This is a genomic window from Streptomyces rishiriensis (genome assembly GCF_003112535.1).
Classification (GTDB): domain Bacteria; phylum Actinomycetota; class Actinomycetes; order Streptomycetales; family Streptomycetaceae; genus Streptomyces; species Streptomyces rishiriensis.
The window spans coordinates 228766-252820 of record NZ_BEWA01000016.1 but is presented as its reverse complement, the minus strand read 5'-3'; the positions used below and the strand labels follow the sequence as shown (position 1 = coordinate 252820).

Sequence of the window (24055 nt, the reverse complement as noted above, 5' to 3'; positions counted from 1 at the left end):
TGGCGCCTAAACTGGGGCGGCGCCCGTGAGGCGGCGGCGACGGGGACGGGACGGGAGAGGGCTGTGGCGGCGGACACCGGTGGCTTCGAGGATCCTCCGGCCGAGGTGCTGGAGGAGGCCGCGGCCTCCTTCGGGCTGCTGGCGTCGTCCGCCCGACTGCACATCATGTGGGCGCTGTCCCAGGGCGAGAGCGACGTCACCCACCTCGCGGACCGGGTGGGCGGGGCGCTGCCCGCCGTCAGCCAGCACCTGGCGAAACTGAAGCTGGCCGGGCTGGTCCGCGCACGGCGGGACGGGCGACGCCAGATCTACTTCGTGGACGACCCCGACGTCGTGACCGTGGTGCGGGTGATGGTCGGGCAGTTGGCGGCCCGTGCGCGGAAGGCGCCCGTGCGCAGCCTGCGCAGGGCCGGTGCCTGAGACCGTCGCCGCCTCGCAGCCCGGCGCCGGGGGGAGTCCCGCGGCCCCGGGCGCACGGCCGGCGGGCGCCGCTGCTCGCACGCCCCGTGCGGCGACGGTCCTGGAGACCCTGCGGCAGCTGGACAGCGGGCCCCGCGGGCTCACCGAGGAACAGGCCGAAGCGCGGCAGGCCCGCTTCGGCGCGAACGTCCTGCCGGCGCACCGCGAGGCGGCGTGGCCGCGTGTGTTCCTGCGCAGTCTGCGCGATCCGTTCACCGGCGTGCTCCTGTGTCTCGGGCTGGTGTCGGCCGTCGTCGCCTCGTGGGGCACGGCCTGCGTGATCCTGCTGCTGGTCGTGGTGAGCTGCGCGCTGCGTGCGTCCGGGGAGCACCGGGCAGACCGGTCCACGGCCGCGTTGCGCGGTCTGGTCGCCGGCACGGCCACCGTGCTGCGGCGGCCCGGGGAGGACGACGCGCCGCGCACCCGTGAGCTCCCGGTGGACGAACTGGTGCCCGGCGACGTGATCCGGCTGGGCCCCGGCGACCTGGTCCCGGCCGACGTACGGCTGTTGCGTTCCCACGGCCTGACCGTGCACCAGGCCGCGCTCACCGGAGAGTCCGCCCCCGTGCCGAAGGACGCCACGGACACGACGGACGCCACGGACACGACGGACGCCACGGACACGACGGACACGACGGACGCCACGGACGCCACGGACGTCCTCGACGCGCCGGACGCCACGGACACAGCGGCCGCCGCGCGTTTCGGCGCCGCCGGCACCGGCACGGGCGGTACCGGCGCCGACGGAACCGGGGCCGACGGAACCGGGGTTCGAGGCATCGGGTTCGACAGCCCGCAGCTCTGCTTCCAGGGCAGTGACATCGCCTCCGGCAGCGCCTCCGCGGTCGTCGTGGCGACCGCGGGACGGACCCGGCTCGCCGTCGCGCACGGCAGCCGGGGACCTGCTGCGGTCCGGCGCGAGGCGAGCGCCTTCGACCGGTCCGTGCACGGCATCTCCTGGATCCTCATCCGGTTCATGCTGCTGACCCCTCCGCTCGTGCTCATGGCCAACGCCGCCCTGCGCGACCGCGGCCTGGAGACGCTGCCCTTCGCCGTCGCGGTGGCGGTGGGCATGACCCCGGAGATGCTCCCGGTCATCGTCACCGCCTGTCTGGCGCGCGGAGCCGCCCTGCTGGCCCGCGCCCACCGGGTGATCGTCAAGCGGCTGCCCGCCCTGCACGACCTCGGCGCCATGGACGTGCTCTGCCTGGACAAGACCGGCACCCTCACCCAGGACCGCCCCGTCTGCCACCGCGCCGTCGACCCCGAAGGCCGGGACGACGCCGAGGTGCTGCGCTGGGCCGCGCTCAACGCCTGGTGGACCCTCCAGCTCGCCGAACTGCCCGCCCCGGACGCCCTCGACGAGGCGCTCCTGGACGCCGCCGACGAGGACGACTGCACGGCCTACGACGGGGTGACGGCCGTCCCCTTCGACCCCGTGCGCCGCCTGGCCACCGCCGTCGTGCGCACCCCGGGCAGGCTCGGCGTGCACACTCTGGTCGTCAAGGGAGCCGCCGAGGCCGTTCTCGAACGCTGCGCCCTCACGGACGACGAGCGCGCGCGGCTGCTCGCCCGGGCCGCCGGGTACGCGGACGAGGGACTGCGGGTGCTGGCGATCGCCACGGCCGACATCCCCCGCGCGCGAATACGCCCGAGCGGCGGGATCCGACTCTCCCCGCCGCACGGCCCCGCGCACGAAGACGAACGCGGCCTGACCTGCCGGGGTTTCGTCACCTTGCGGGACGCTCTCGCCCCCACCGCCGCCGACGCGCTGAAGGCCCTCACCGACCGGGGCGTCGCCGTCAGGATCCTCACCGGCGATCACCCCGGCACCGCCGTCCGCGCCTGCCGCGACCTGGGCGTCCCCGTCGCCCCGGACGCCGTCCTCACCGCCGACCGCATCGACGCCCTGAGCGACCGCGAGCTCACCGAGGCCGCCTCCCGCGTCACCGTCTTCGCCCGTTGCGCCCCCGAGCACAAGGCCCGCGTGGTCGCCGCCCTGCGCGCCGACGGGCGCACCGTCGGCTACCTCGGCGACGGCGTCAACGATCTGCCCGCCCTGCGCGTGGCGGACGTCGGTATCGCCCCGCGCGACGCGGTGGCGGTGGCCAGGGAGACCGCGGACGTGGTCCTCGCGGGGAAGGACCTCACAGCGATCGGCCACGCGGTCGCGGCCGGACGGCATGCGGGCGGCAACATCGCCGCCTACCTCCACGTCACCCTGTCGTCGAACCTCGGCAACGTCATAGCGATGCTCGCGGCCGGTCTCCTGCTGCCCTTCCTGCCCATGCTGCCGGCCCAGGTGCTGGCGCAGAACCTGTGCTTCGACGCCGCCCAACTCGCCTTCGCCCGCGACCGCCCGTACTCCGCGGTCCTGCGCCGCCCGACCGTGCTGCGCCCCCGGGCCCTGCTGCGGTTCATCGTCGGCTTCGGCGCCCTCAACGCCGTCGCCGACCTGGCCACCTTCGGCGTGCTCGCGCTCGCGCTGCACGGACCCGACGCCCTGGACGACGAGGCGGTGTTCCACTCGGGCTGGTTCACCGAGAACCTGGTCACCCAGGCCCTGGTGATGCTCCTGCTGCGGGGCGGCCGCCGGCGGGCCGAGGGCAGCGCGTCCGGCCCGGTGGGCCGGGCGGCCGGCGCGCTCACCGCCGTCGGGCTGCTGCTCCCGCTCTCGCCGCTCGGTTCGCTGCTCGGGCTCACACCGCTGCCCGCTCTCTACTACGTTCTGCTGGCCTCCGTCCTGGCGCTCTACGCGGCCGGGCTGATGGCCGTGAGAGCACGCCAGGGCGGCCGCTGAGGGCCCGACTTCCGGGCGATGTCTGACGTTTCGTCAACCCTGTTGCGCAGCCGCGGACCTGCCGCATCCGGCGGGGCGAGGTCTGCTTCAGCCGCCCGAGCCGTACGACAGGTCGGAGCACAGATCGGCGTCCGCCGTGCGCGAGCCGTCCGCGACGGAGGTCGGGACGGAGGCCGGGGCGGCACTCGTGGCTGCCGGGGCGGCGGGGTCGGGGTCCCCGGTGTAGGACGCGCCCAGGACGACGTTGACGCGGCCGGCGCCGAGGGACTGGAGACGGGCGCCGGGGAAGAGCCGGGCGACGGTCTCGGCCTGGCCTTTCCTTCCCGGCCCGTACTGGACGACGGTGGTGGCGTGGTCCTGGCTGCCGGCGTTCGCGGTGCCGGTGACGGTGAAGCCGTGCGCGGTCAGCATGGCGGCGGCCGTCGAGGCCAGGCCGCCGGTGGTGGTGCCGTTGAAGACGGAAACGGCGATGCCGGCGCCCGAGACGCGCCCGTCGGCGCTCGGTGACGCGGAGGCGGCGCCGGTCTTCGTCGCCTTGGCGCCGCCGGCGTCCTTGCCGTCGATGGTGCGGTCGGCCTTGAGCGCCGCCCACAGCGCCGAGGCGTCCGGCTCGACGATCGCGACGCGTGCGCCGTCGTAGCGCCAGGGGATGGTCACGAATCTGGTGTTGTGCAGGTCGATGTCCTTCAGCGACATCGCGAAGGAGATCAGCTTGTCCGCCTTGCCGAGACCGGGGTCGACGGTCATCGAGTTCGTCGCGGCCTCCGCCAGGGGCAGCAGTTTGCCCGGGGTCAGTCCGTCGCTCTTGACCTTCTTGATCAGGCTGCCGACGAAGGCCTGTTGGCGCTTGATGCGCCCTATGTCGGAGCCGTCGCCTATCCCGTGCCGGATGCGGACGTAGTCCAGGGCCCGCTGCCCGGAGACCTTCTGCTCGCCCTTGCCGAACAGCAGCTTGCCCTTGGTGGCGCGGTGGGGGTTGAGGTCGCCCTGGTAGATGTTCTGCGGCAGACACACGTCGACCCCGCCGACCACCTCCGTCAGCGAGGCGAACCCCTTGAAGTCGACGACGACCGTGTGGTCGACGCGCAGGCCCGTCAGCTTCTCCACGGTGTTCTGCGTGCAGGCGGGGTTGCCCTTGGCGGTCTCGCCCACGGAGAAGGCCTCGTTGAACTGTGTCCGCGTCCGGGCCTTCGTCCAGGTGCCGTCCGGCAGTTTGCAGGGTGGGATCGTGACGAGCGTGTCGCGGGGGACGGAGACGGCTATGGCGTTCTTGTGGTCGGCGTAGACGTGCAGCAGGAAGGCCGTGTCCGACCGGCCGATGTCGTCCGCCTGGCCGCCGCCCAGCGCGTTGTTGCCGTTCGTGCGCGCGTCCGAGCCGATGACCAGGACGTTCTCACCCTTGGAGGAACCGGCGTCGGGGCGGTTCGTGGACAGACCGCCCGCGTCGAACGTGTCGATGTCGCCGTTCAGCCGGTAGTAGATCCAGCCGAGGCCGGCCGCGCCTAGGACCACGAGGGCCAACGCCACCATCAGCGCGGTGCGCAGCGGTCGGCGGCGCTTGCCTCGCCCGCCGCGATCCCCGCGCCTGCCTCCGCCGCCGTGCGGCGGCTCCGTCTGCCGCCCGTGCCGCACCGGGGGAGCCTGGTGTCCAACAGCCATGTGCGCGCCCTCATCCGTCCGTCGAACTCATATGGAGAGGACGACGACTGACCCCATCCAAGGGTTGTACAGTTGCGCAATGTAGCAATCATCGCAGACGGTGTCCCGCGCCCCGCGAACCCCGCCTGACGCAGAGAAAGTGGGCGGGATGCTCCGCAACGGCCTGGAACCCTGGCACCTGTTGATCGTGGCGATCGTCATCATCGTGGTGTTCGGCTCGAAGAAGCTCCCGGAAGCCGCACGGGGGCTCGGCAAGTCCATGCGCATCCTCAAGAGCGAGGCCAAGGCCATGAAGGACGACGCCGGCGCCCCGGTCGACTCGGCATCCGCAACCCCGTCGACATACCCGTCGACGTCCGCATAGACGTCCGGATCGACGTCCGCGTCGACGTCGGCCTCCGCCCGTCCCTTCGCCGCGGACGGCGCCGCCCGCTGAGCGGCGTCGCCCCCGGCGTCACTGCGCAGCGGTCGGCGGGGACGTTCCGGGGTCCGGGTGGGCCAGGCGGCGGAGCAGGGGGACGGCCTCGTCGAGGGACACCGGCTGGAAGAAGCGCGCGTCGGCGAGCTCGACCGCGGCGATCGCGCGGGGGGCCAGTTCCGCGCCGGCGTCGGTGACGCGCAGTCGCTTGGCGCGGGTGTCCGCCGGATCGACCTCCCGCTCGACGAGCCCCTTCTGCTCCAGGGTGCGCAGGACTTGTGAGGTCATCTTGACGTCGGTGCCCGCCTGGCGGGCGAGGGTCAGCTGATTGGGGTGCTCCCCCTGGGAGTTGAGCCACCAGGCGCAGGCGAGCAGCACGAACTGAACGTGAGTGAGGCCGAGCGGCGTCAGGACCGCGGCGAGGTCGCGCTGCCAGCGCAGCGTGGCGTGCCAGAGCAGCAGGCCGGGGCTGTCGCCGGGGCTGAGAGGCATCAGCGCGCGGCCCGTTCGACCAGTGCGGCCATCGTGTCGGGCCAGTCGGCGGTGATGCCGGGGCCGATGTGGGCCCCGGCCTCGTCGGCGCCCGGGCCGGTGATCTCCATCCGGTAGACCACCCGGACGCGGCCGTGGCCGATCCGGTCCATCCGGTGGACGGTCCGCAGCAGCAGATCCCCGAAGCGGGCCTCGTCGACGAACAGTTCGCCCTCGGTGACGTCGGCGACGCGGAGCAGTATCGGGTCGTCCCCGGGCGGCGTCATCGTGATGTGGGCGCCCGTCGCGAACGGGCCGTCGATCTCGGTCTTCTCGATCTCGGCGTTCCAGGCGCCCCAGTTCTCCACGTCCGCCCAGAGTCGCCAGATCTCCTCGGGGGCGGCGCCGGTCTCGATGCTGTGCTCGTACGTCCACATGGGGGTCGGCCTCCTCGACTGAATGATGTGTTCAGAGATTATCTCTGCGCAGACTATTTGTCTAAGGTCGACGCCCGGCCCATGCCCCTGTCGCGACGTCCGTCGGCCCGCCCCCTGTCGCCGGCCCGCCTCTGCCGCTGTCGCCCGCCGTTCGTGGCCCTGCTGCCCGCCGTTCGTGGCCCTGCTGCCGGGGGCTACCGGGCAGGCAGCGCCTCCCGGACCGCCCGGGCCGTGGCCGTGGGGTCGTATCCGTCGGCCACGCCCGGGATCAGGATGATGTCGCCCTCGATGTGCCGCGAACGCAGCGGAGCGATCTCCTGGTACGCGGCCGAGTCCCACCACGCCCGCGCCCGCTCGAGCGAGGGGAAACCGATCACCACGACGTGCCCGGGCCAGTTGCCCTCCTTCACCTCGTGCTGTGCGCCGTGCACCAGGAAGCGGCCCCCGTAGGGCGCCATGGTGCCGGTGATGCGCTCCATGTACTCGGCGATCTCCGGGTGCGGTGCGGCTTCTTGCAGGTGCGCTATCGCGTAGGCGGCCATGGCGTCCTCCGGTTCGTCGGCTCCTTGTCCCGACGAGCCTGACACCGCGACACGCTGCGGGTCGATGACCTCCCGGGTAAGCGCGCCCCGACTCTGCCGCTCGTGAACTCCTTCCGCCGTCAAAGCCGTCGACGCGTTGCCGTCTCGTCCGGCCGTCGGGTCTTCGGGCCGTCCGGTCGTCGGGCCGCGGCCCCGGGGTTCGGTGGATCCGGGCTTCGCCGCATCGGGGAATCAAGGCATCGAGGAATTGCGGGGTCGTCACATCGAGCGAAGCAGGTGCGTTCGAGTGAGGCAGGTGAATCGAGGGGAGTCGGGGGTCGACGACGGCCTTGTGTCCCGCTCCCGGCGCCTCTGCCCTGACACGGTGAGTCCTGTCGCGCGTATTCATGGACAGAACAGCGGCCAGGCGTGCCGGACGAGGCGAGAGTGCCTGGCGGACGAACAGGAGAGCAGACGCGTATGAATCCCAGTGCTCACATCGAGGCCGTCTACGCGGCAGTCTGCCGGCGCAACCCCGGGGAGAGCGAGTTCCATCAGGCGGTGGGCGAGGTGCTGCACACCCTGGCGCCGGCGCTGCAGGCGCACCCGGAGTACGTCGACGCGTTCATCGCCGACCGGCTGTGCGAGCCGGAGCGGCAGCTGATCTTCCGGGTTCCGTGGGTGGACGACAGCGGCCGGGTGCAGGTCAACCGCGGTTTCCGGGTGGAGTTCAGCAGCGCGCTCGGCCCCTACAAGGGCGGTCTGCGGTTCCATCCGAGCGTCAACCTCGGCATCGTGAAGTTCCTGGGCTTCGAGCAGATCTTCAAGAACGCGCTGACAGGGCTGGCGATCGGCGGCGGCAAGGGCGGCTCGGACTTCGACCCCAAGGGCCGCACCGACGGGGAGATCATGCGCTTCTGCCAGGCGTTCATGACCGAGCTGTACCGGCACCTGGGCGAGCACACGGACGTCCCCGCGGGCGACATCGGGGTCGGCGGGCGTGAGATCGGCTACCTCTTCGGCCAGTACAAGCGGATCACCAACCGCTTCGAGGCGGGGGTGCTGACCGGCAAGGGCGTCTCGTGGGGCGGCTCGCAGGCCCGGACCGAGGCCACCGGCTACGGCGCGGTCTACTTCGCGCAGGAGATGCTGGCCACGCGCGGAGACGGGTTCGACGGCCGCAAGGTCGTCGTGTCCGGCTCCGGGAACGTGGCGGTCTACGCGATCGAGAAGGTGCACGCGCTGGGCGGTTCGGTCGTGGCCTGCTCGGACTCCTCCGGGTACCTGGTCGACGCGGACGGCATCGATCTGGAGCTGCTGAAGACGATCAAGGAAGCTCGGCGGGCGCGTCTGTCCGCGTACGCGGAGGCCAGGCCGACGGCACGGTTCTCCGAGCGGGGCTCGGTCTTCGACGTGCCGTGCGACGTCGTGCTGCCGTGCGCCACGCAGAACGAACTGGGGGCGCCGGACGCGGCGGCCCTGGTGAAGAACGGCGTCCGGGCCGTCGCCGAGGGCGCCAACATGCCCTGCACCCCGGAGGCGATCGAGGTCTTCCGGGAGGCGGGCATCCTGTTCGGGCCCGGCAAGGCCGCCAACGCGGGCGGTGTGGCCACCTCGGCGCTGGAGATGCAGCAGAACGCCTCCCGTGACGTCTGGACCTTCGAGCAGACGGAGCAGCGACTGGCCGCGGTCATGCAGAGTGTGCACGCCCAGTGCCGTGCCACCGCCGACGCCTACGGAGGCGCCCCCGACGACTACGTCCTGGGCGCCAACGTCGCGGGCTTCCTGCGCGTGGCTCAGGCGATGTCGGCTCAGGGCGTCGTGTAACGCACGGTACGCACGCCAGCCGGACGTCAGGGGGTACGGCGCCGCGGCCCCAGCCCCCGGTAGGGAACCTGCGGCCCGCGCCCCTGGGCAGCGACGGCGCGCCGGACCGCACCGCCGGCGTCGGAGGAACGCGTGGGCCGGCGCCTCCCCTGTGCGCGCCGGTCCACGCGTGGTCGACGGTCGTCGGGCCCGCCCCGGGGCCCGCGCGCGTGCCGCCGGGCTCCAGCGGCCGTGCCCGGTCCGCTTCCCCGGCTGGGAAGACGGGGGCGGGGCCGGATCCGGCGGGGGCGGCTGCGCGGCGGAGTCGCGCAGCCGTCTTCGGGACCTCTCAGGCCTGCACGAGCACGGTGCACCAGACCTCGTTGTTGTCGCCGATGCCGCAGTCGGCGATCTCCCCGCTCCGGATCTTCGTCCAGACGCCCTTCGCGCGCCAGTGCCAGGTGCCGACCCGCGAGAAGCGCTCGTGGTAGCCGTGGCTGGCGAAGGTGAAGGCGTCGACGTCGTTGCCGGTGCCGTTGCCGCCCCGCGTGCCGTTGCCGAACGACTCCTGCTTGCACTTGGCGTGCTTGAACTCGCTCCCGGTGCCGCCGCCCCAGTTCCACACGTCGCAGTAGTGGGGGCCCTCGCCGAGGCTCATCGTGTAGTGCATCGTCTGGCCGGTCCTGTTCTTCACCGCACCGCACAGGGGACCCACGCACCCGTCCGCCGAGGCGGTCGTCGCCCCCGCGACGACCGCTCCGGAGGCCATGAAGGCGGTGGCGAGGACGGCGACGGCCGTCCGGTTCGCCCGGGACATCATCTTGCGCATGGCAGATCCATTCTCTCGTTGCGTCGGCTCGGCCCACGCCTCGCGCGACCGCGGCAGGGCGGGCGGCGACCTCGCTCCCCGGGAGCCTGCGCGAGCCGGTGTCGGCGTTCTCGGCGGCACACGGCGTCTGCCGTGATCCGCCTGACGGCACGTGAGTCGAGGATCTACCGTGAACCTTGCGAAAACCTTGTGACGGCTGTCCGGTGACGGTCCCGGAGTCAATGACGGAGGGCCGTCGGAGCCCCGGCCCGCCCGGCGGGCGAAGAGTCCCGCCGCCGGCGTGCCGTTCCCCCGTCCGTCCCACGTGAGGCACGATGAACCTGTACCTACTCGGACCCCTGGAACTGCGCGTCGCGGGGCGCGTGGTCGACGCCGGGCAGCCGCGTCGCCGAGCGGTCCTGGCAGCGCTGGCGGCCGACGCCGGCCGGCCGGTCCCCGTGAGCACGCTGGTGGAACGGGTCTGGGACACCGCCGCGCCCGACGGGGCCCGGTCGGTTCTCTACGCGCACATCAGCCGTCTGCGGCGGCTCCTCGACGACGCGGCGGCCACGGCGGACGACGGCGCGGCGCAAGCCTCCCCGGCGCCGCTCCGCATCAGCCGGACCGCCGGGGGCTACGTTCTCGAGGCGGACGAGCACGCCGTCGACCTCCTCCGGTTCCGTTCGCTCGTCGTGCAGGGGCGTGAGCCGCACCTGTCCGACGAGCAGCGGGCTCAAGTCCTGCGGGAGGCCCTGCGGTTGTGGCGCGGCGTGCCGCTGGAGGGGCTGCCGGGGGCGTGGGCGGAGCGGGCGCGGACGGCCTGGACGCAGGAGCGGGTGGAGGCGGCGCTCGGGTGGGCCCGTGCCCTGCTGCGTCAGGAAAGGCCGGAGGAAGCGCCTGCGGTACTGCGGCCGTTGCTGGCCGAGAACCCGCTGTGCGAGCCGCTCGCCGTGGCGTTGATCCGGAGCCTGTCCGACTCCGGAAGGACGGCCGAGGCACTGGACACGTACAGCGGGATCAGCCGGCAGCTCACCTCCGAGCTGGGCGTGACCCCCGGCCGTGAACTGCGGGCGGTGTATGAGGAGTTGCTGCGAGGCGCCGGACGGGAGGAGTCGCCGGGCGCGGGCCCCCCTGCGGCCGCCGTCGGCGCCCCCGCGCCGGCCGCCGTCCCGGTCCCGGCTCAACTCCCCATGGCGGTGAGTCACTTCACCGGCCGCGAGGAGCACATGGCCGAGCTCACCCGACGCCTGGTCGCCGCCGACGGTCCGGGCGCCGGTGGGTGCGGAGCGGCCGTGGTCGTCTCCGCCGTCTCCGGGACCGCGGGCGTCGGCAAGACCGCGCTGGCCGTGCGCTGGGCGCACCGGATGCGGGAGGCCTTCCCCGACGGACAGCTCTACGTCGACCTGCGCGGCTACGACCCGGACGAGCCGGTCTCCGCCGCCCAGGCGCTCGCGGGGTTCCTCACCGCGCTGGGCGTGCCCGGCCAGGAGATACCGCTGCGGCTCGACGACCGGGCGGCACGCTATCGCACAGCCGTCGACGGACGGCGGATGCTCGTCCTCCTCGACAATGCCGCCTCCGCCGCGCAGGTGCGCCCGTTGCTGCCGGGGAGCCCGACGTGCAAAGTGGTGATCACGAGCCGGGACTCGCTGTCGTCCCTGGTCTCGGTGCACGGAGCACACCGCATGGTCCTCGACGTCCTCTCCCCGCCGGAGGCGCTCGCCCTGCTGCGCGCCTTGATCGGACCGCGCGCCGACGCCGACCCCGGAGCCGCCGCCCTCGCGGAACAGTGCGGGTGGCTGCCGCTGGCCCTGCGGGTGGCGGCCGAACTGGTGCTGTCGCGTCGTCAGGAGTCCCTGGCCCGACTGGTGGACGAACTGCGGGACCGCCGGCGGCGGCTGGATCTGCTGGACACCGGTGACGGAGACCCCCGGGCCGCGGTCCGGGCCGTCTTCTCCTGGTCCTACGACCGTCTCCCCGACCAGGAGGCGCGTCTCTTCCGGCTGCTGGGCCTGCACCCGGGGCCCGACGCGGACGTGCACTCCGCCGCCGCCCTGGTCGGCGAGAGCGTGGAGAGGACGCGGCGCTCGCTCGACGTGCTGTCCCGGGCGCACCTGGTGCAGCGGACCGGGCCAGGCCGCCACGGCATGCACGACCTGCTGCGCGCCTACGCCGCGGAGCTCGCGGCCCGGCACGACGGGGCGGCGGAGCGCGACGCGGCGATGACCCGGCTGCTGGACCACTGTCTCGCGGCGTCGGCTGCCGCCATGGACGTGCTGTACCCCGCCGAACGGCATCTGCGTCCCGTCGTCGAGGCGCCCGGCGCCGGGCTGCCGCCGCTGCGCACGGCCGACGAGTGCCGCGCGTGGCTGCGCGCCGCGCAGCCGACCCTGGTGGCCCTGTGCTCCAGGACCGAGGAGCCCGGACCGTCCCGGCACACCGTGCGGATCGCCACCACGCTCCACCGCCACTACGAGCGCTCAGGGCACTTCGCCGACGCGCTGACCGTCCACACACACGCCGTGCGCGCCGCCCGCGCGGTGGGGGACACCCGTGGCGAGGTCGACGTCCTGGCCTGTCTCGGCGCGGTCCACCGGCGGCTCGGCGACTACGAGAGCGCGCGACGGCAGCACGCGGACGCGCTGGCCCTGTGCCGCCGGATCGGCTACCGGGCCGGCGAGGCCCGCCATCTCACCAACGTGGGCGTGCTGCACGAGTTGCAGGGCGGATACCAGGAGGCCGCCGAACACCACGAGAGGGCCGTCGAGCTGTTTCGCGCCGTCGGGGACGCCCACGGCGAAGCCGACGTGCTGAACAACCTCGGCATCGTGCAGGAACTGCTGGAGGACTACCGGGCGTCGATCGAGCGGTATCAGCAGGCGCTGGCGCTGTACCGGCGGACGGGCCACACGTTCGGGGAGGCCAGCGCCCTCGGGAACCTGGGGATCGTCCTGGCGCGGCTCGGCGACCATGTGGCCGCGGCCGGGCGCTTCGAGCAGGCGCTCGCCCTGTTCCGGCGGCTCGGACACACCGGGGGAGAGGCACACGCGCTGTCCAACCTGGGCAACGCGCTGTGCCGTCAGGGCAGACACGAGGAGGCCGCGGAGCGGCAGAGCCAGGCCCTGGCCCACTTCCGGCGGACCGGGGAACCGTACGGCGAGACGGGCGCCCTCAACGGCCTGGGCGAGGCACTGCACGGCGCCGGACGGCACGCCGAGGCCTTGGAGGCGCATGCGTCGGCGCTGGAACTGGCCCGCGGTATAGGGGAGCAGGAGGAACAGGCCCGCGCCCACATCGGCTCGGCCCTCGTCCGGCAGGCCCGGGGGGAGCGGACGGGCGCCGTCGACCACCTTCGCCAGGCGCTGTCCCTGTACACCGCGCTGGGCTCTCCCCGCGCGGAGGAGACGCGCAAGACGCTCCTGGCGGTGACGGCCGGTTAGCCCGGCGGCATCGCCGCACCGTGCGTCACAGCGTCGAGGTCGTCTGCTCCCCGGCGGAGCTGCCCGCGAGCCACTGGTCCCAGCCCAGGTTGAAGGCGGCGTAGCCGTTGTCGGCCGAGGCCTTGGCCCGGGGCGAGCCGGTGATGGTGATGGGATCGCCCTGCTTGACCTGGTCGTAGAACCACTTGGCGTCCGACATGGACAGGTGGACGCAGCCGTGCGAACCGCGCGCGCTGCCGCTGCCCGGATTCGGGTCGCCGGTCGAGTAGTGCACGTAGGTGCCGGACTGGGTCAGATGGACGTCCCAGGGCAGCGTCAGGTCGTAGAAGTTGGGGCTGCCCTTGTCGCAGCTGATGCCGACGCTGCAGGAGGTCATGTGGACCTCCTTCTCCTTGTCGATGACGGCCATCGTGCCGTTCCACGTGGGGTACTCGGCGCTTCCCGCGTTGATCGACAGGGTGCGCACGGGGCTGCCGTTGCGGGTCACCTTCATGGTGTGACCGGTCACCGAGACAGCGGCGCGCACGTCGTCGCCGACCTTGAAGGTGTGGGTGTAGGCGCGTACGCCGAAGCGCCCGTTGCCGTTGCTGACGCCGTTCATGTCGGCATCGACCTTCACGGTGGTGCCGGACGGCCAGTAGCTCTTCGGACGCCAGTCGGCGCGCCTGTCCCCGAACCAGTGCCAGGCGCCGGCCACCGGCTGCGAGGCGCTCACCTTCAGGTGCTTCTCGACCGTGGCCCGCGCCTTGGCCGCCACCGGGTCGGTGAAGACGACCGAGATCGGCATGGCCACGCCGACCGTGGTTCCCGTCTGCGGGGTGATCGTGTCCAGCAGCATCGGCGGGCCGGCGGGCTTGGTCGGCGACGGCGAGGAACTCGCGGGTGCGCCCGAGGCCTTCGCGTCGCTGCCGCCCGCCTTGTCGCTGCCGCCCCCGGACCCGCCGCAGGCCGTCGCGCCCACCAGCATCACACCCGTGACGAGTGCGATCCCTATGCCGCCCTTGCGCCGTCCCACGACCTGTCCCCGCTCTCTCGCTCTTCGGCCCTGACGGGCCCGACTCACTGTTGAGACGGCGACGAAGCCGTTCACAGTTTCACGTGTCGCGTAAAAGGTGTCCCAAGACCCCGTGCCGGACGCCCCGTGCCGTCCCACCGGGGCGACCCAAGGGCGGGTGCCCGTCTTCGGAGCCCTCCAACCCAGTGGCGGTGGCAGCGGCGGCGGCCGGAGTCCCGGCGTACCGCTCCTCGGCCGCCGCCCGATGCCGGGAGGCCGCCGATATCAGCGGCCGCACGCTCCTGACCAGCGCATCGGCCACGGTGTTCAGGTTGCGTTCAGGTCCGCGTGAGCCTTGGGCAACTCCCGTACCGGAAGCGCCAAAACTCTGGCAAAGGGGTCTGGGGCGAGGGCCGGGCGGCATGTCATCGTGCCTGGCATGTCGACTGATCACCTCACTCACAACCGGCCCACGGGCCACATGCGTCACGCGGCGAGCAAGGTGCCGGAGGTGACCGTCTACTTCTGGATCATCAAGGTGCTGACCACCGGGATGGGCGAGACGGCGTCCGACTTCCTGGCCCACCTGCTCGGCCCGATCCCCGCCGTGGGTCTCGGCGGAATCGCCCTGGTGGCCGCGCTGGCGGTGCAGTTCGCCGCCCGTCGGTACGTGGCCTGGATCTACTGGACGGCGATCGTCATGGTCAGCGTGTTCGGCACGATGGCCGCCGACGTCCTGCACGTCGGTCTCGGGGTGCCCTACTGGCTCTCGACCCCGTTCTTCATGGCCGCGCTGGCCGCCGTCTTCGCCCTCTGGCACCGCGTTGAGCGCACCCTGTCCATCCACAGCATCCACACCCGGCGCCGCGAGGCCTTCTACTGGGCCGCCGTGCTGGCCACGTTCGCGCTGGGCACCGCCGCGGGCGACCTCACCGCCACGATCGGCCTCGGCTACCTGGGCTCCGCCGTCCTGTACGCCGCGGCCATCGCCGTTCCGGCCGTCGCTCACCGGTGGGGGAGCCTGAACGCGGTGGCCGCGTTCTGGGCCGCGTACGTCATCACGCGCCCCCTCGGGGCCTCCGTGGCCGACTGGATGGCCGTCGGCCACGGCCGGGGCGGACTCGACCTCGGTCTGGGCCCGGTCACGCTGTCCTGGACGGTGGCGATCCTCGGCTTCGTCGGCTACCTGGCCGCTTCCCGCAAGGACGTGCAGCCCGACGTCACGGCCTGACGCGACGGTGGTGCCGAGTGCGGCCGCCGTCCCCCGGCAGACAGGCTGACCACGAACCGCGCCCCCGGGGTGTGTGCCGGGTCGTACGCCACCTCGCCGCCGGCGGCGCGCGCCCGGCGTCGCGCCGGCAACAGCCCCGGGCCCGCTGATGTCGGTGACGGCCTCGGAGTCCCGGTACTGCTTGAGGGTGGCCCGGGTGACGACCTGGGGCACCGTGTGATCCTTGCCGCCGGAGACGAGCAGCAGCGGGCCGCGTCCGCTGTTCATCGTGTCGACCTTCGCCGGCGAGTGGGGGGAGAAGTTGGCGGACGCGGCCTCGAACAGCGGCTTGCCCGGCGCGGGGACGGTCCAGCGCGCGTGCAGGGCCGCCGATTCCTCCTCCGTGACGGCGTTGCCGAAGGCGAACCGGAACTGCTTCGCGGTCAGGGAGACCGACCGGCGCCTGTTGTCTCTCAGGGCCGCGGCGCGCCGCCTCGACGGTGTCGGGGTCGCCCGGCCACCCGGGGGCGGAGGCGGCGTAGCCCTCCTCGCGGAACAGGTCGATCCAGGGCTGCCAGGAACTGCTGTGCAGCCAGAGCCCGTGGATGAAGACCACGGGAAGCGGGACGGTCATGGCTGGGCCTCTCTCGTCCGGGCGTGCTGACCCGGCATGTGCTCATGGAACCGGTGACCCGGCGCTCTCGCACCGGGGTGGCACGGCACCCCAGTGGAATTTCCGCTTGCCGGCATAGAGGCGGCACGCGGGGGTAGTCGCGCCGCTGTGCCGGTCCCAGGTGAGCGAGCGGCAGCCGAATCGGGCTTCGACGGTGGGAGGGGTACGTCATGACGCTGATGAGCACGACGGCAACGGACACGCAGGTGCGCGAGTTGCCGGAGATCGCCGATCCCTCTCGGGTGGCGCCGAAGGACGCCCGCGCGCTGTCGAGGCTGTTCTTCGACCAGCTGGCGGTGCTGGAGGAAGGCACTCCCGAGTACAGCTACGCACGCAACACGCTGATCGAGATGAACATGTCCCTGGTCCGCTTCGCGGCCGGCCGGTTCCGCGGCCGCGGACCGGAGGAGATGGAGGACATCGTCCAGGTCGGAATGATCGGCCTGATCAAGGCCATCGACCGGTTCGACCTGTCCCGGGAGGCGGAGTTCACCTCCTTCGCGATCCCCTACATCGTGGGGGAGATCAAGCGCTTCTTCCGGGACACGACCTGGGCCGTGCACGTTCCCCGCCGCTTGCAGGAAGCCCGCGTCCATCTCGCGCGCGCCACGGAGGAGCTGCGCAGCCGCCTCGGACGTACCCCGACGGTCAAGGAGCTGTCGGAGCTGATGAGTCTTCCCGAGGAAGAGGTGCGCGAGGCCCGGCTCGCCGCGAACGGCTACAACTCCTCCTCCCTGGACGCCACGATCAGCGGCAGCGAGGAGGGCGAATCGGCACTGCAGGACTTCATCGGCGCCGAGGACACGGCTCTGGAGCTGGTCGAGGACTTCCACGCCCTGGCCCCCCTGCTGGGCGAACTCGACGACCGGGACCGGGAGATCATCCACATGCGGTTCGTGGAGGAACTCACCCAGGCCCAGATCGGCGAACGCCTGGGCGTCTCGCAGATGCACGTCTCGCGGCTGCTGTCGCGCACGCTCGGCCGGTTGCGGGAAGGTCTGCTCACCCAGAACTGAGACGACCCGCCCACGGTCACGGCAACCCGTCCTGGCAGCCTGTCATAGCAGCCTGCCATGGCAGCCCACGGGAAATTCCGCGCATGTCCGTACCGGGCCGGGAAAACGGCGGGTGCGGGCCGTGAATAAGGGAGAAAAGGCCGGGAAGACGGAAGGAAAGGAGGTCGATAAGAATGGTTCCCCTGCTTCTCGTGCTGCTTCTCGCCGTCATTCTTTTCGGCGTCGGTTTCGCCGTGAAGATCCTGTGGTGGGTGGCCCTGGCCGTCCTGGTGCTGTGGCTGCTCGGCTTCGTCATGCGTTCCACCACCGCCGGCGGCGGCCGCGGCCGCTGGTACCGATGGTGACCTGACGGCGCACGCACGCGCGCCGACCCGGGGACCGGCCGTCACGACGGCCGGTCCCTGCGCGCGCGCACGCATACCGGTTCCCGGCGGGCCTCATCTGCGCGGCGTGTGAAGAAGACGGGTGCGGCGGGTGGTGATCCGCGGCTGGGCGGGAGCGTCGATCGGCGTCTGAGAGGGTGGGGCTCATGGACATCGATCGCGGGAACCACGTCACCGGCACCGGCAATCCGCGAGGGCGGACCGTGGTGCCGGCGCACGGGTTCGGCTGTGATGAGAACATGTGGCGCGCCACCGATCCCGACATGGCGCGCGTCTTCGCGCGGACCACGTCCCTCGCGGACACCCGGGACGACCCGAACCTGTCCGCGCCGGAGGCGACCAACGAGGCGATCATCGCTTTTCCTGCGAGCCAGCGCTGATGTGCCGAACCGGGCAGCAGCCCCATCAGCAGGGCGCCGGCGACGAGCGGACCGCCCACGCGGCGTTCGCCGCACTGCTGGAGGACAGCGCCGAGGAACTGTACGAGAGCGCGCCGTGCGGATATCTGTCCACGCTGATGGACGGCACCATCGCGAAGATCAACGCCACCCTGCTGAGGTGGCTCCGCCTGGAACGGGACGCGGTGGTCGGACGGATGCGGTTCACCGACCTGCTGAGCGTCGGCGGCAAGCTGTACCACGAGACGCACTTCGCGCCCCTGCTGCGCATGCAGGGCGAGATCGGCGGCATCGCCCTGGAGCTCAGACGGGGCGACGGCGGACGCATGCCGGTGCTGGCCTCCTCCGTGATCAAGCAGGGCGGCAACGGTGAGCCGCTGCTGGTCCGCACCACCCTCTTCGACGCCCGCGACCGCCGCGCCTACGAAGCCGAACTCCTGCGGGCCAGGAAGGTCGCCGAGGAAGCCCGCAGACAGGCGGAAGCGGACCGTGCCCGGCTCCAGGACGCGCTGGCCGCGCTCCAGCAGTCGCTGCTGCCCGACTCGCTGCCGCCGGTACCCGGGGTGGAGACGGCCGTCCACTACCGCGCCGCGTCTCCCGACCGGCTGGGCGGCGACTTCTACGACCTCTTCCCCGTCGACGGGGAACGCTTCGCGTTCTTCCTCGGCGACGTGTGCGGCAAGGGCCCCCAGGCGGCCGCGGTCACCTCGCTGACCCGCTACACCCTGCGGGCCGCCGCCCTGCACGATCCCGACCCCGTCTCCGCCCTCACCACCCTCAACAAGGTGCTTCACGAGCGCTACACCGGCGGCGACCCGCGCTACTGCACCGCCATATTCGGCCTCGTCGAACCCGACGCCGCGAGCGGACGGGCCACCGTCCGGCTCGCCTCGGGCGGGCACCCCTCGGCCCTCGTCCTGCGCGCCGACGGCACGGCCGGCTTCCTGCCCACCCCGGGCGGCTTCCTCGTCGGCGCCCTGCCCGACGCGCGCTTCGCCACCGCCGACACCGTCCTCGCCCCCGGCGACACCCTGCTGCTCTACACCGACGGCCTCACCGAGGCCCGCACCGGCGAGGACCGCGGCAGTCTGTACGGGGACGAGGCCCTGCGCGACTTCGCCGTCGGCCACGCCGGACAGCCTCCGCGCGCCGTGATCGAGGCCCTCACCGGCCTGCTGGACGACTTCGGCGACGGACTCGACGACGACACCGCGCTGCTCGCCCTCGGCGTTCCCGCGCCCGACCTCAGGACCCGAAACCGCGAATGAGCCCGCTGACGATCACCACCCGAGACGCCATGACAGGTCCCGTTCTGGAGATCATCGGCGACCTCGCCTATCCGCACGCCACCGAGCTGACCGCCCTGCTTCCCACGATCGCCCTGCGACCCGGTCAGCGCCTCGTCCTGGACCTGGCGGGCATGGAGTTCTGCGACTCCAGCGGCATCAGCGCCCTGATCGCGGCCCGCAACCTCGCACACGCTGCACGGGCGGACGTCGCGCTCGCCGCGGTCCCGGCCCACACCCTGCGCGTCCTGCGCGTCGTCGGCCTCGACCAGATCTTCTCCCTCCACCCCGACCGCGACGCGGCCACCCGGCCCTGACGACGCGGGGCCCGCCCCCGGGCGGCCGGAGCGGCGTCGGGCGCGTCCACGGTGTGGGCCGCCGACGCCCGGGTAGACGGAGGAGCAGAGCAGACCGAAGCGCCGAAGAGCGGTGAACGCGACGAAAGAGCCCCCTATGGTCACCCCGCTGAGGAAGCACACGGCAGACGAACAGGGCGGGGACGAGGGCGCCCCGCTGCGCTACGGCGCGATCTGGGGAGACGGCGCGGCGCGCGCCGCCGACGCCCGCCAGGCCCTGCGGGCGTTCCTCGGACACGCCCGGCGCATAGGCCGCGCAGCGGTGCCGAGCGCCCTGGCCGTGGACGCCGAACTCGCCACGAGCGAGATGATCACGAACGCCATCCTGCATGCCCCGGGCCCCTGCGGAATGACCCTGGAGCTGAACGACGACGAATTGACCATCACCGTCTGGGACAGTTCCACCGAGAAGCCGGCGCCGAAGAAAGTCGACCCGCGCCGCATCGGCGGTCATGGAATGCATCTGGTGCACACCGTCAGCGACAAAGTCGTCGTCGCCCTTCGCGCCACGGGAAAGCTGGTCACCGCCCATCTCTCCCTGACCCCGAACCAGAAAGGCACCGCCTTCGGCGGATCTGCTTTTCCGGCCTTCCTCCCGGGCTGACCACCGCCGACCCGTCCTTGCTCACGCCCCGACTGCCCGGACGGGGGGAGGACGACAGTCGGCGCCGGCCGCCGTGACGGCCGCGCCTCGCAGCTGCCGCCCTGGGCGTCGGGCGCCCCGTCAGGCGTTCAGGGCCTCCTCCACGGTGGGGTGGCAGGGGATGATCTCGTCGACGCCCACGAGCTGCAGCAGCCGTACGACGGACTCCTGGGCGCCGGCGATGCGCAGCCACCCCTGAGCGCCGCTCACTCGCCGGTGGGCGGTGACGAACACGTTGATGCCGCTGGAGTCCATGAAGGTCACGCCGCTGAGGTCCGCCACGATGCGCGGCGGCGGCGCGCCGTCGTCGGACAGCAACGCGTAGCTGAGGACGTCCTTGACGTCGTGGTCGATCTCGCCCTCCACGGTCACGACGAGGACGCCGTCGACCACTGCGGGCTGGACGGAAAGATGATGGGGCCGGTCTTCCCTGGGGATGGCGTTCACGTCTCCTCGGCTGGGCCTAGGCTTGCCCGCTCGGGGCGTGCTCGGACGATTCTGCCCCACCGGTGCGGCGGCATGCACCCAGACGGGCCGTACCGGACGGCGTCCGTGGTGGCATGGAGGACGCCGGAGCGGGTACCTGCGCACGTCAACGGGGGAGTGAGGGCGAGACACGTGGGATCTCATGGCGACGGTGACGGCTGTACCGGACCGGATGAGCACGTGATGCGCGCCGGTTATGCCCTGGAAGGGGACGACGGCTGCATCGCCGAGGCCCGTCAACATGCCGTCGCCTTTCTCGACCGGGCCCGTACCGACCACCGCCTGCCGGTGTCCGAGCGGGCCCTGGGCCTGACCCGGCTGGTGGTCAGCGAGCTGGTCACGAACGCCCGCAAGTACGCCCCCGGACCCGTCCTGATGGAGCTGCGCGTCACCGCCCACGCCCTGGACGTCGTCATCTGGGACAGCGACCCCACCGTGCCCACTGCCCGGGCCGCCGATCCCGAGCGGATCGGCCAGCACGGCCTGGAGATCGTCAAGGCTCTCACGGAGAACCTGTTCACCGAGCAGGAGCCGGTCGGCAAGCGCATCACGGCGCGCATCTCCCTGACCGACGCCCACAACGGCGGCGCGGCCCACCGCTGAGCCGAAGGCTCCGGCGCCCGGCCCGGCGCCGGCCGAGCGATCGTCGGGCTACCGAGGGCGCGGCGGGGTATCCGGGACTCAGGCACCGGACGGTGCCGCAGCGCAGGGCTGGGGGACGGGTTGGCAGCGGAGGGTGAGAGCATCCCCGTCATGGATGATGCAGACGGTCGCACGGTTCGGTGGTGGGCGGCGCTGCGCCGGACGCCGGTGACCGTCTGGAACGACGACGTCACGGACTGGGCCGCCGCGCTGACCTACTACGCGGTCCTGGCCCTGTTCCCCCTGCTGCTGGTCATCCTCTCGATCCTGGGTCTGACCATGCCCACGGCCAAGCCCGAGGTCATCGACCGCATGGCACAGGCCGCGCCGGCCGAATCCCGCGCTCTGCTGCGCAGCACCCTGCGGCAGATGTCCGAGCAGTCGTCGACGGCATGGACGCTGATCTTCGTCGGGGGAACGGGAGCCCTGTGGTCGGGATGCAGCTATCTGAGCGTCTTCCGCCGGGCGTTGTACGCCATGCACCGGATCAGCGCGGACCGGCCGGTCTGGCGCACGGCTCCGCGCATCGTCCTCACGGCCCTGGTCCTGAGCTCGCTGCTCCTCACCTCCACGCTGGCACTGCTGCTCAGCGGCGGCCTGGCCCGTCGTCTGGGCCACGTGCTGAGCCTGGGGACGGCTCCGCAGGCCACGTGGGACGCCTTGCGCTGGCCGGTCGTGGCTGCGGTCGCCGTCGCCCTGGTGCTCGTCCTGTACCGGTCAGGACCGGCGCGCTCCCGCCCCGTGCGGAGCATGGCCCCCGGCGGGACGTTGGCGGTGGGGCTCCTGCTGACGGTCTCCCTCGCGTTCGCCCTCTATACCTCCCACGTCAGCACCTATCACCGTCTGTACGGTTCGCTGGCAGGAGTGGTGGTCTTCCTGGTCTGGCTGTGGCTGTCCAACCTGTCCCTCCTGGTCGGCGCACAGTTCAACGCCGAGCTGTCCAGACCCGCCGACGAGCCTGCGGCCGAGCCGGCGAGGGTGAGCGCGGGACCCGCACCGACCTCAACGACTTCACCGACCTCACCCATGTGACCGGCTGCCGGTGTCAGGCGGCCCCGTCCGTGAAGGTGATGTCGGCCTTGGACAGGTCCACGGTGTTCGGGATCATCGCCTGGGGGCGCAGCAGGTCCCGGAACAGGTAGTCCATCAGGTCGGCGCCGTTCATGGCCTTGAGCCGGTTCGCCAGCCGGGGGTTGGACTCCTCGAACCGCATGATCTCGACCACGGCCCGCTCGACCAGGCCGGGGATGATGTCGGAGCCGGCGAGAATGTTCTTGTGGAGCAGCTCGGGCCGTTTGACCTTCTTGTCCGGGCCGTAGACCATCTGGCTGCGCCCGTCCCCGTACGCGCTCTGCCGCGCCAACGCGTGCGCCTGGCGCTGCTCGATGTCCGTGATGCCACTGAACGCCGTCAGCGACTCCATCAACTCGTCGCCCGTGGGCAGCCCGCGCTGGAACTCGCGGACGTTCATCAGGCCCTCCGTGTCCGCGCCCGACTTCCCGTGCACCGTCTCCTCCGGCCGGTCCGGATGCGCCATGAGCTGCGGGTAGTCGCGCTGGATGAAGTCGCTGAGCATGATCCAGCCCTGGCTGAGCAGGCCGGACTCGCTGATGCCGAGCTCGATGCGGGCCTGGCCGTCGCCCTCGCCCTCCTTGCCGACGCCGAAGCGCGACTTGCGGCCCGACTTGCCCGGGTGCTCGATGTAGAAGAAGACGAACCCGTGGTTGGCCAGCACCAGTTCGTCCACGTTCATCGTGTTGTGCCGGTCGCTGGGGTTCTCCCGGTCGAGCGCCGTCTTCGACTTGAGGCTCTTGCCGGACTCCAGCATGGCCTCGGCCCGGGCCTTGGCGGTGTAGTGGGCGACCACGCTCGCCCGGAGCTGGTTCTCCAGCTTGCCCCGCACGTCGGCCACCCATGCGTCCTCGCCGCGGCCGCCGATCTCCTTCTTCAGGTCGTGCCGATTCAGCTCGGACATCTCCCGAATGTAACTGGAGCCGGTCATACCGAAGTTGACCGTGCCCTGCGCGAACATCGCGTCCTTCCAGAGCGTGCCCTTGTCGGTCATGTCCTTGTACGGGAGCTTCGCCTCCGCCGGCAGCTGCAGGTCGCGGTCGTGCTGGGCGGCCACGAGGGCCAGCTCGTTGCGGACCACCCCGACCACCTCGTCCAGGTAGTCGACGTCCACCTGCCTGGGGCCCTCCGCCTTCCTGTCCAGCGCGTCGATCAGGATGGCGTTCAGCTGGGCCATGCACGTCTCCGGGTCCCGGACCGGGGAACTGTCGTACGCCGCGACGGCCTGCGCCACCGGTGACGTCACCGGATTCCCCTGCTCGGACTTCTTCCGCATGAAGGAGGCGAGCGTGCGGAGCTGCGGTTCCGGTTTGGTGATCTGACCCTTCAGTTCGTCGGGCCCCTTGCGCTGCACCGTGTGCCCGGCGGGCGGGGTCGGGTTGTTCGGGGCCGGCGGGGCCTCCACGGCACGCTGGACGGGAGCCGCACCGCTCATCACGCGCCGGGCCGTGTCCTCCGCCTGCCGCTCGGCCCAGTCGGACGGGTCGGACACGCGCAGCCCCGACCCGTTGTCGGTACCGGGAACCGACCCCCTGCTCTGCTGGCGGACGTGGTCCAGCTCGTGCGCCAGGGTGTGCTTGTCCTGTCCGTCCCAGACCACATGGCTGCCGGAGGTGTAGGCCTTCGCGCCGATGTCCGCGGCGGACCGCTGGGCGACCGCGTCGGTGTGCACCCGTACCGCGCTGAAGTCGTCGCCGCCGAACCGGCCCTCCATCTCGGAGCGCAGCGCGGGATCGAGCGGCCGGCCCGGGGAGCGCAGAACCTGGTGCACCGCCGAGCGCTGGACGGCCGGGCCGTGGCCGCAGTGCGCGTCATGCTCGTGACGCTGCTGCTCGACCGCGCGCGACACCGCCGCGTTGCCCGCCGTGCGCTGCAGGGCGAGCAGGGCGGCCGCCGGGGTGGCCGGCCCCGCCGGGAGCGGGCCTGGACGGTGTCCACGGTCACCGCTCCTGTCGGTCGGCTTCTCCTGGGCACGCACCAGCACTCTCCTCACAGGCGGGCCCACCAGCGTCCACGGACCGACGGCGGAGCGGCAAGGTACGCGAGGGCAGACCTGGGGGCAGAGGAGGACCCGGTCG

21 protein-coding genes and 1 pseudogene are annotated in these 24055 nt (G+C 72.2%); 14 read left to right on the top strand and 8 right to left on the bottom strand.

The annotated features are described in order from the left end of the window. Window positions 1-63 precede the first annotated feature (63 nt). Both Sri02f_RS27525 and mgtA read left to right on the top strand, forming a co-directional pair. Window positions 64-420 carry an ArsR/SmtB family transcription factor gene (locus Sri02f_RS27525; RefSeq protein WP_109004007.1) on the top strand — a complete coding sequence of 119 codons (357 nt, stop codon included), beginning with the start codon at window positions 64-66 and terminating at the stop codon, window positions 418-420. Further along, window positions 413-3259, top strand: coding sequence for a magnesium-translocating P-type ATPase (mgtA, locus tag Sri02f_RS27520; RefSeq protein WP_109004006.1), 2847 nt, complete (start codon window positions 413-415; stop codon window positions 3257-3259). Before Sri02f_RS27525 ends, mgtA begins: the two co-directional genes overlap by 8 nt. Before the next feature lie 87 nt (window positions 3260-3346). On the opposite strand, the gene Sri02f_RS27515 is transcribed toward mgtA, so the two are convergent. Further along, window positions 3347-4918, bottom strand: coding sequence for an LCP family protein (locus Sri02f_RS27515; protein ID WP_109004005.1), 1572 nt, complete (start codon window positions 4916-4918; stop codon window positions 3347-3349). Between the two features lie 148 nt (window positions 4919-5066). Here Sri02f_RS27515 and tatA point away from each other — a divergent pair, with 148 nt between their 5' ends. Continuing rightward, window positions 5067-5282 (top strand): Sec-independent protein translocase subunit TatA, encoded by a 216-nt coding sequence (tatA, locus tag Sri02f_RS27510; protein WP_109004004.1) that lies wholly within the window; start codon window positions 5067-5069, stop codon window positions 5280-5282. A gap of 90 nt (window positions 5283-5372) precedes the next feature. Here the strand turns inward: tatA and Sri02f_RS27505 are convergent, their stop codons facing one another. The 3 genes from Sri02f_RS27505 to Sri02f_RS27495 all read right to left on the bottom strand — a co-directional run bounded on the left by Sri02f_RS27505 (window position 5373) and on the right by Sri02f_RS27495 (window position 6786). Continuing rightward, a complete protein-coding gene (locus tag Sri02f_RS27505) occupies window positions 5373-5828 on the bottom strand; it encodes a MarR family winged helix-turn-helix transcriptional regulator (RefSeq protein WP_109004003.1) in 456 nt (151 codons plus the stop codon). Then, complete coding sequence (locus Sri02f_RS27500) at window positions 5828-6244, bottom strand: SRPBCC family protein (protein WP_109004002.1); 417 nt, start codon at window positions 6242-6244, stop codon at window positions 5828-5830. The genes Sri02f_RS27505 and Sri02f_RS27500 overlap by 1 nt, the downstream gene beginning before the upstream one ends. A 194-nt stretch (window positions 6245-6438) precedes the next feature. Beyond that, window positions 6439-6786 (bottom strand): DUF1330 domain-containing protein, encoded by a 348-nt coding sequence (locus Sri02f_RS27495; RefSeq protein ID WP_109004001.1) that lies wholly within the window; start codon window positions 6784-6786, stop codon window positions 6439-6441. Window positions 6787-7245: 459 nt separating this feature from the next. Between Sri02f_RS27495 and gdhA the strand changes: the two genes are divergently transcribed. After that, a complete protein-coding gene (gene gdhA / locus Sri02f_RS27490) occupies window positions 7246-8592 on the top strand; it encodes an NADP-specific glutamate dehydrogenase (RefSeq protein WP_109004000.1) in 1347 nt (448 codons plus the stop codon). Between the two features lie 328 nt (window positions 8593-8920). On the opposite strand, the gene Sri02f_RS27485 is transcribed toward gdhA, so the two are convergent. Then, window positions 8921-9400, bottom strand: a complete 480-nt coding sequence (locus tag Sri02f_RS27485; RefSeq protein ID WP_109003999.1) for a hypothetical protein — start codon at window positions 9398-9400, stop codon at window positions 8921-8923. Between the two features lie 314 nt (window positions 9401-9714). Between Sri02f_RS27485 and Sri02f_RS43685 the strand changes: the two genes are divergently transcribed. Further along, window positions 9715-12819 carry an AfsR/SARP family transcriptional regulator gene (locus Sri02f_RS43685; RefSeq protein ID WP_109003998.1) on the top strand — a complete coding sequence of 1035 codons (3105 nt, stop codon included), beginning with the start codon at window positions 9715-9717 and terminating at the stop codon, window positions 12817-12819. A 25-nt stretch (window positions 12820-12844) separates the two neighbouring features. Here Sri02f_RS43685 and Sri02f_RS27475 read toward each other — a convergent pair whose 3' ends face one another. Then, window positions 12845-13834, bottom strand: coding sequence for a L,D-transpeptidase (locus Sri02f_RS27475; RefSeq protein ID WP_245970830.1), 990 nt, complete (start codon window positions 13832-13834; stop codon window positions 12845-12847). Between the two features lie 418 nt (window positions 13835-14252). Between Sri02f_RS27475 and Sri02f_RS27470 the strand changes: the two genes are divergently transcribed. The 7 genes and pseudogenes from Sri02f_RS27470 (at window position 14253) to Sri02f_RS27430 (ending at window position 19739) form a co-directional block, all read left to right on the top strand. After that, window positions 14253-15044: a COG4705 family protein gene (locus tag Sri02f_RS27470; RefSeq protein ID WP_109003997.1), complete on the top strand. Its 792-nt coding sequence runs from the start codon at window positions 14253-14255 to the stop codon at window positions 15042-15044. A gap of 822 nt (window positions 15045-15866) precedes the next feature. Continuing rightward, window positions 15867-16712: an RNA polymerase sigma factor SigF gene (locus Sri02f_RS27455; RefSeq protein ID WP_109003995.1), complete on the top strand. Its 846-nt coding sequence runs from the start codon at window positions 15867-15869 to the stop codon at window positions 16710-16712. A gap of 173 nt (window positions 16713-16885) precedes the next feature. Further along, window positions 16886-17056: a hydrophobic protein gene (locus Sri02f_RS27450; RefSeq protein ID WP_109003994.1), complete on the top strand. Its 171-nt coding sequence runs from the start codon at window positions 16886-16888 to the stop codon at window positions 17054-17056. 185 nt (window positions 17057-17241) lie between these two features. Next, window positions 17242-17364 (top strand): annotated as a pseudogene (locus Sri02f_RS27445) (alpha/beta fold hydrolase); the annotation flags it as partial. 110 nt (window positions 17365-17474) lie between these two features. Then, window positions 17475-18761: a PP2C family protein-serine/threonine phosphatase gene (locus Sri02f_RS27440; RefSeq protein ID WP_109003993.1), complete on the top strand. Its 1287-nt coding sequence runs from the start codon at window positions 17475-17477 to the stop codon at window positions 18759-18761. Next, window positions 18758-19096 (top strand): STAS domain-containing protein, encoded by a 339-nt coding sequence (locus Sri02f_RS27435; RefSeq protein ID WP_109003992.1) that lies wholly within the window; start codon window positions 18758-18760, stop codon window positions 19094-19096. Before Sri02f_RS27440 ends, Sri02f_RS27435 begins: the two co-directional genes overlap by 4 nt. Window positions 19097-19232: 136 nt before the next feature. Beyond that, window positions 19233-19739: an ATP-binding protein gene (locus Sri02f_RS27430; protein WP_109003991.1), complete on the top strand. Its 507-nt coding sequence runs from the start codon at window positions 19233-19235 to the stop codon at window positions 19737-19739. A gap of 120 nt (window positions 19740-19859) precedes the next feature. Here Sri02f_RS27430 and Sri02f_RS27425 read toward each other — a convergent pair whose 3' ends face one another. After that, window positions 19860-20225 (bottom strand): STAS domain-containing protein, encoded by a 366-nt coding sequence (locus Sri02f_RS27425; protein WP_245970829.1) that lies wholly within the window; start codon window positions 20223-20225, stop codon window positions 19860-19862. A gap of 222 nt (window positions 20226-20447) precedes the next feature. Here Sri02f_RS27425 and Sri02f_RS27420 point away from each other — a divergent pair, with 222 nt between their 5' ends. Next, a complete protein-coding gene (locus tag Sri02f_RS27420; protein ID WP_245970828.1) occupies window positions 20448-20867 on the top strand; it encodes an ATP-binding protein in 420 nt (139 codons plus the stop codon). A 150-nt stretch (window positions 20868-21017) separates the two neighbouring features. Next, window positions 21018-21938, top strand: coding sequence for a YihY/virulence factor BrkB family protein (locus Sri02f_RS27415; RefSeq protein WP_109003988.1), 921 nt, complete (start codon window positions 21018-21020; stop codon window positions 21936-21938). A gap of 13 nt (window positions 21939-21951) precedes the next feature. On the opposite strand, the gene Sri02f_RS44145 is transcribed toward Sri02f_RS27415, so the two are convergent. Further along, window positions 21952-23955: an eCIS core domain-containing protein gene (locus tag Sri02f_RS44145; protein WP_373865132.1), complete on the bottom strand. Its 2004-nt coding sequence runs from the start codon at window positions 23953-23955 to the stop codon at window positions 21952-21954. Window positions 23956-24055: the final 100 nt, after the last annotated feature.

What these genes read in the sequence shown, in the direction of transcription:
- Sri02f_RS27515 (WP_109004005.1), bottom strand. Translation starts at nt 4,918, where the DNA reads ATGGCTGTTGGACACCAGGCTCCCCCGGTGCGGCACGGGCGGCAGACG.
- tatA (WP_109004004.1), top strand. Translation starts at nt 5,067, where the DNA reads ATGCTCCGCAACGGCCTGGAACCCTGGCACCTGTTGATCGTGGCGATC.
- Sri02f_RS27505 (WP_109004003.1), bottom strand. Translation starts at nt 5,828, where the DNA reads ATGCCTCTCAGCCCCGGCGACAGCCCCGGCCTGCTGCTCTGGCACGCC.
- Sri02f_RS27500 (WP_109004002.1), bottom strand. Translation starts at nt 6,244, where the DNA reads ATGTGGACGTACGAGCACAGCATCGAGACCGGCGCCGCCCCCGAGGAG.
- Sri02f_RS27495 (WP_109004001.1), bottom strand. Translation starts at nt 6,786, where the DNA reads ATGGCCGCCTACGCGATAGCGCACCTGCAAGAAGCCGCACCGCACCCG.
- gdhA (WP_109004000.1), top strand. Translation starts at nt 7,246, where the DNA reads ATGAATCCCAGTGCTCACATCGAGGCCGTCTACGCGGCAGTCTGCCGG.
- Sri02f_RS27485 (WP_109003999.1), bottom strand. Translation starts at nt 9,400, where the DNA reads ATGCGCAAGATGATGTCCCGGGCGAACCGGACGGCCGTCGCCGTCCTC.
- Sri02f_RS43685 (WP_109003998.1), top strand. Translation starts at nt 9,715, where the DNA reads ATGAACCTGTACCTACTCGGACCCCTGGAACTGCGCGTCGCGGGGCGC.
- Sri02f_RS27470 (WP_109003997.1), top strand. Translation starts at nt 14,253, where the DNA reads ATGTCGACTGATCACCTCACTCACAACCGGCCCACGGGCCACATGCGT.
- Sri02f_RS27455 (WP_109003995.1), top strand. Translation starts at nt 15,867, where the DNA reads ATGACGCTGATGAGCACGACGGCAACGGACACGCAGGTGCGCGAGTTG.
- Sri02f_RS27450 (WP_109003994.1), top strand. Translation starts at nt 16,886, where the DNA reads ATGGTTCCCCTGCTTCTCGTGCTGCTTCTCGCCGTCATTCTTTTCGGC.
- Sri02f_RS27440 (WP_109003993.1), top strand. Translation starts at nt 17,475, where the DNA reads ATGTGCCGAACCGGGCAGCAGCCCCATCAGCAGGGCGCCGGCGACGAG.
- Sri02f_RS27435 (WP_109003992.1), top strand. Translation starts at nt 18,758, where the DNA reads ATGAGCCCGCTGACGATCACCACCCGAGACGCCATGACAGGTCCCGTT.
- Sri02f_RS27430 (WP_109003991.1), top strand. Translation starts at nt 19,233, where the DNA reads ATGGTCACCCCGCTGAGGAAGCACACGGCAGACGAACAGGGCGGGGAC.
- Sri02f_RS27420 (WP_245970828.1), top strand. Translation starts at nt 20,448, where the DNA reads ATGCGCGCCGGTTATGCCCTGGAAGGGGACGACGGCTGCATCGCCGAG.
- Sri02f_RS27415 (WP_109003988.1), top strand. Translation starts at nt 21,018, where the DNA reads ATGGATGATGCAGACGGTCGCACGGTTCGGTGGTGGGCGGCGCTGCGC.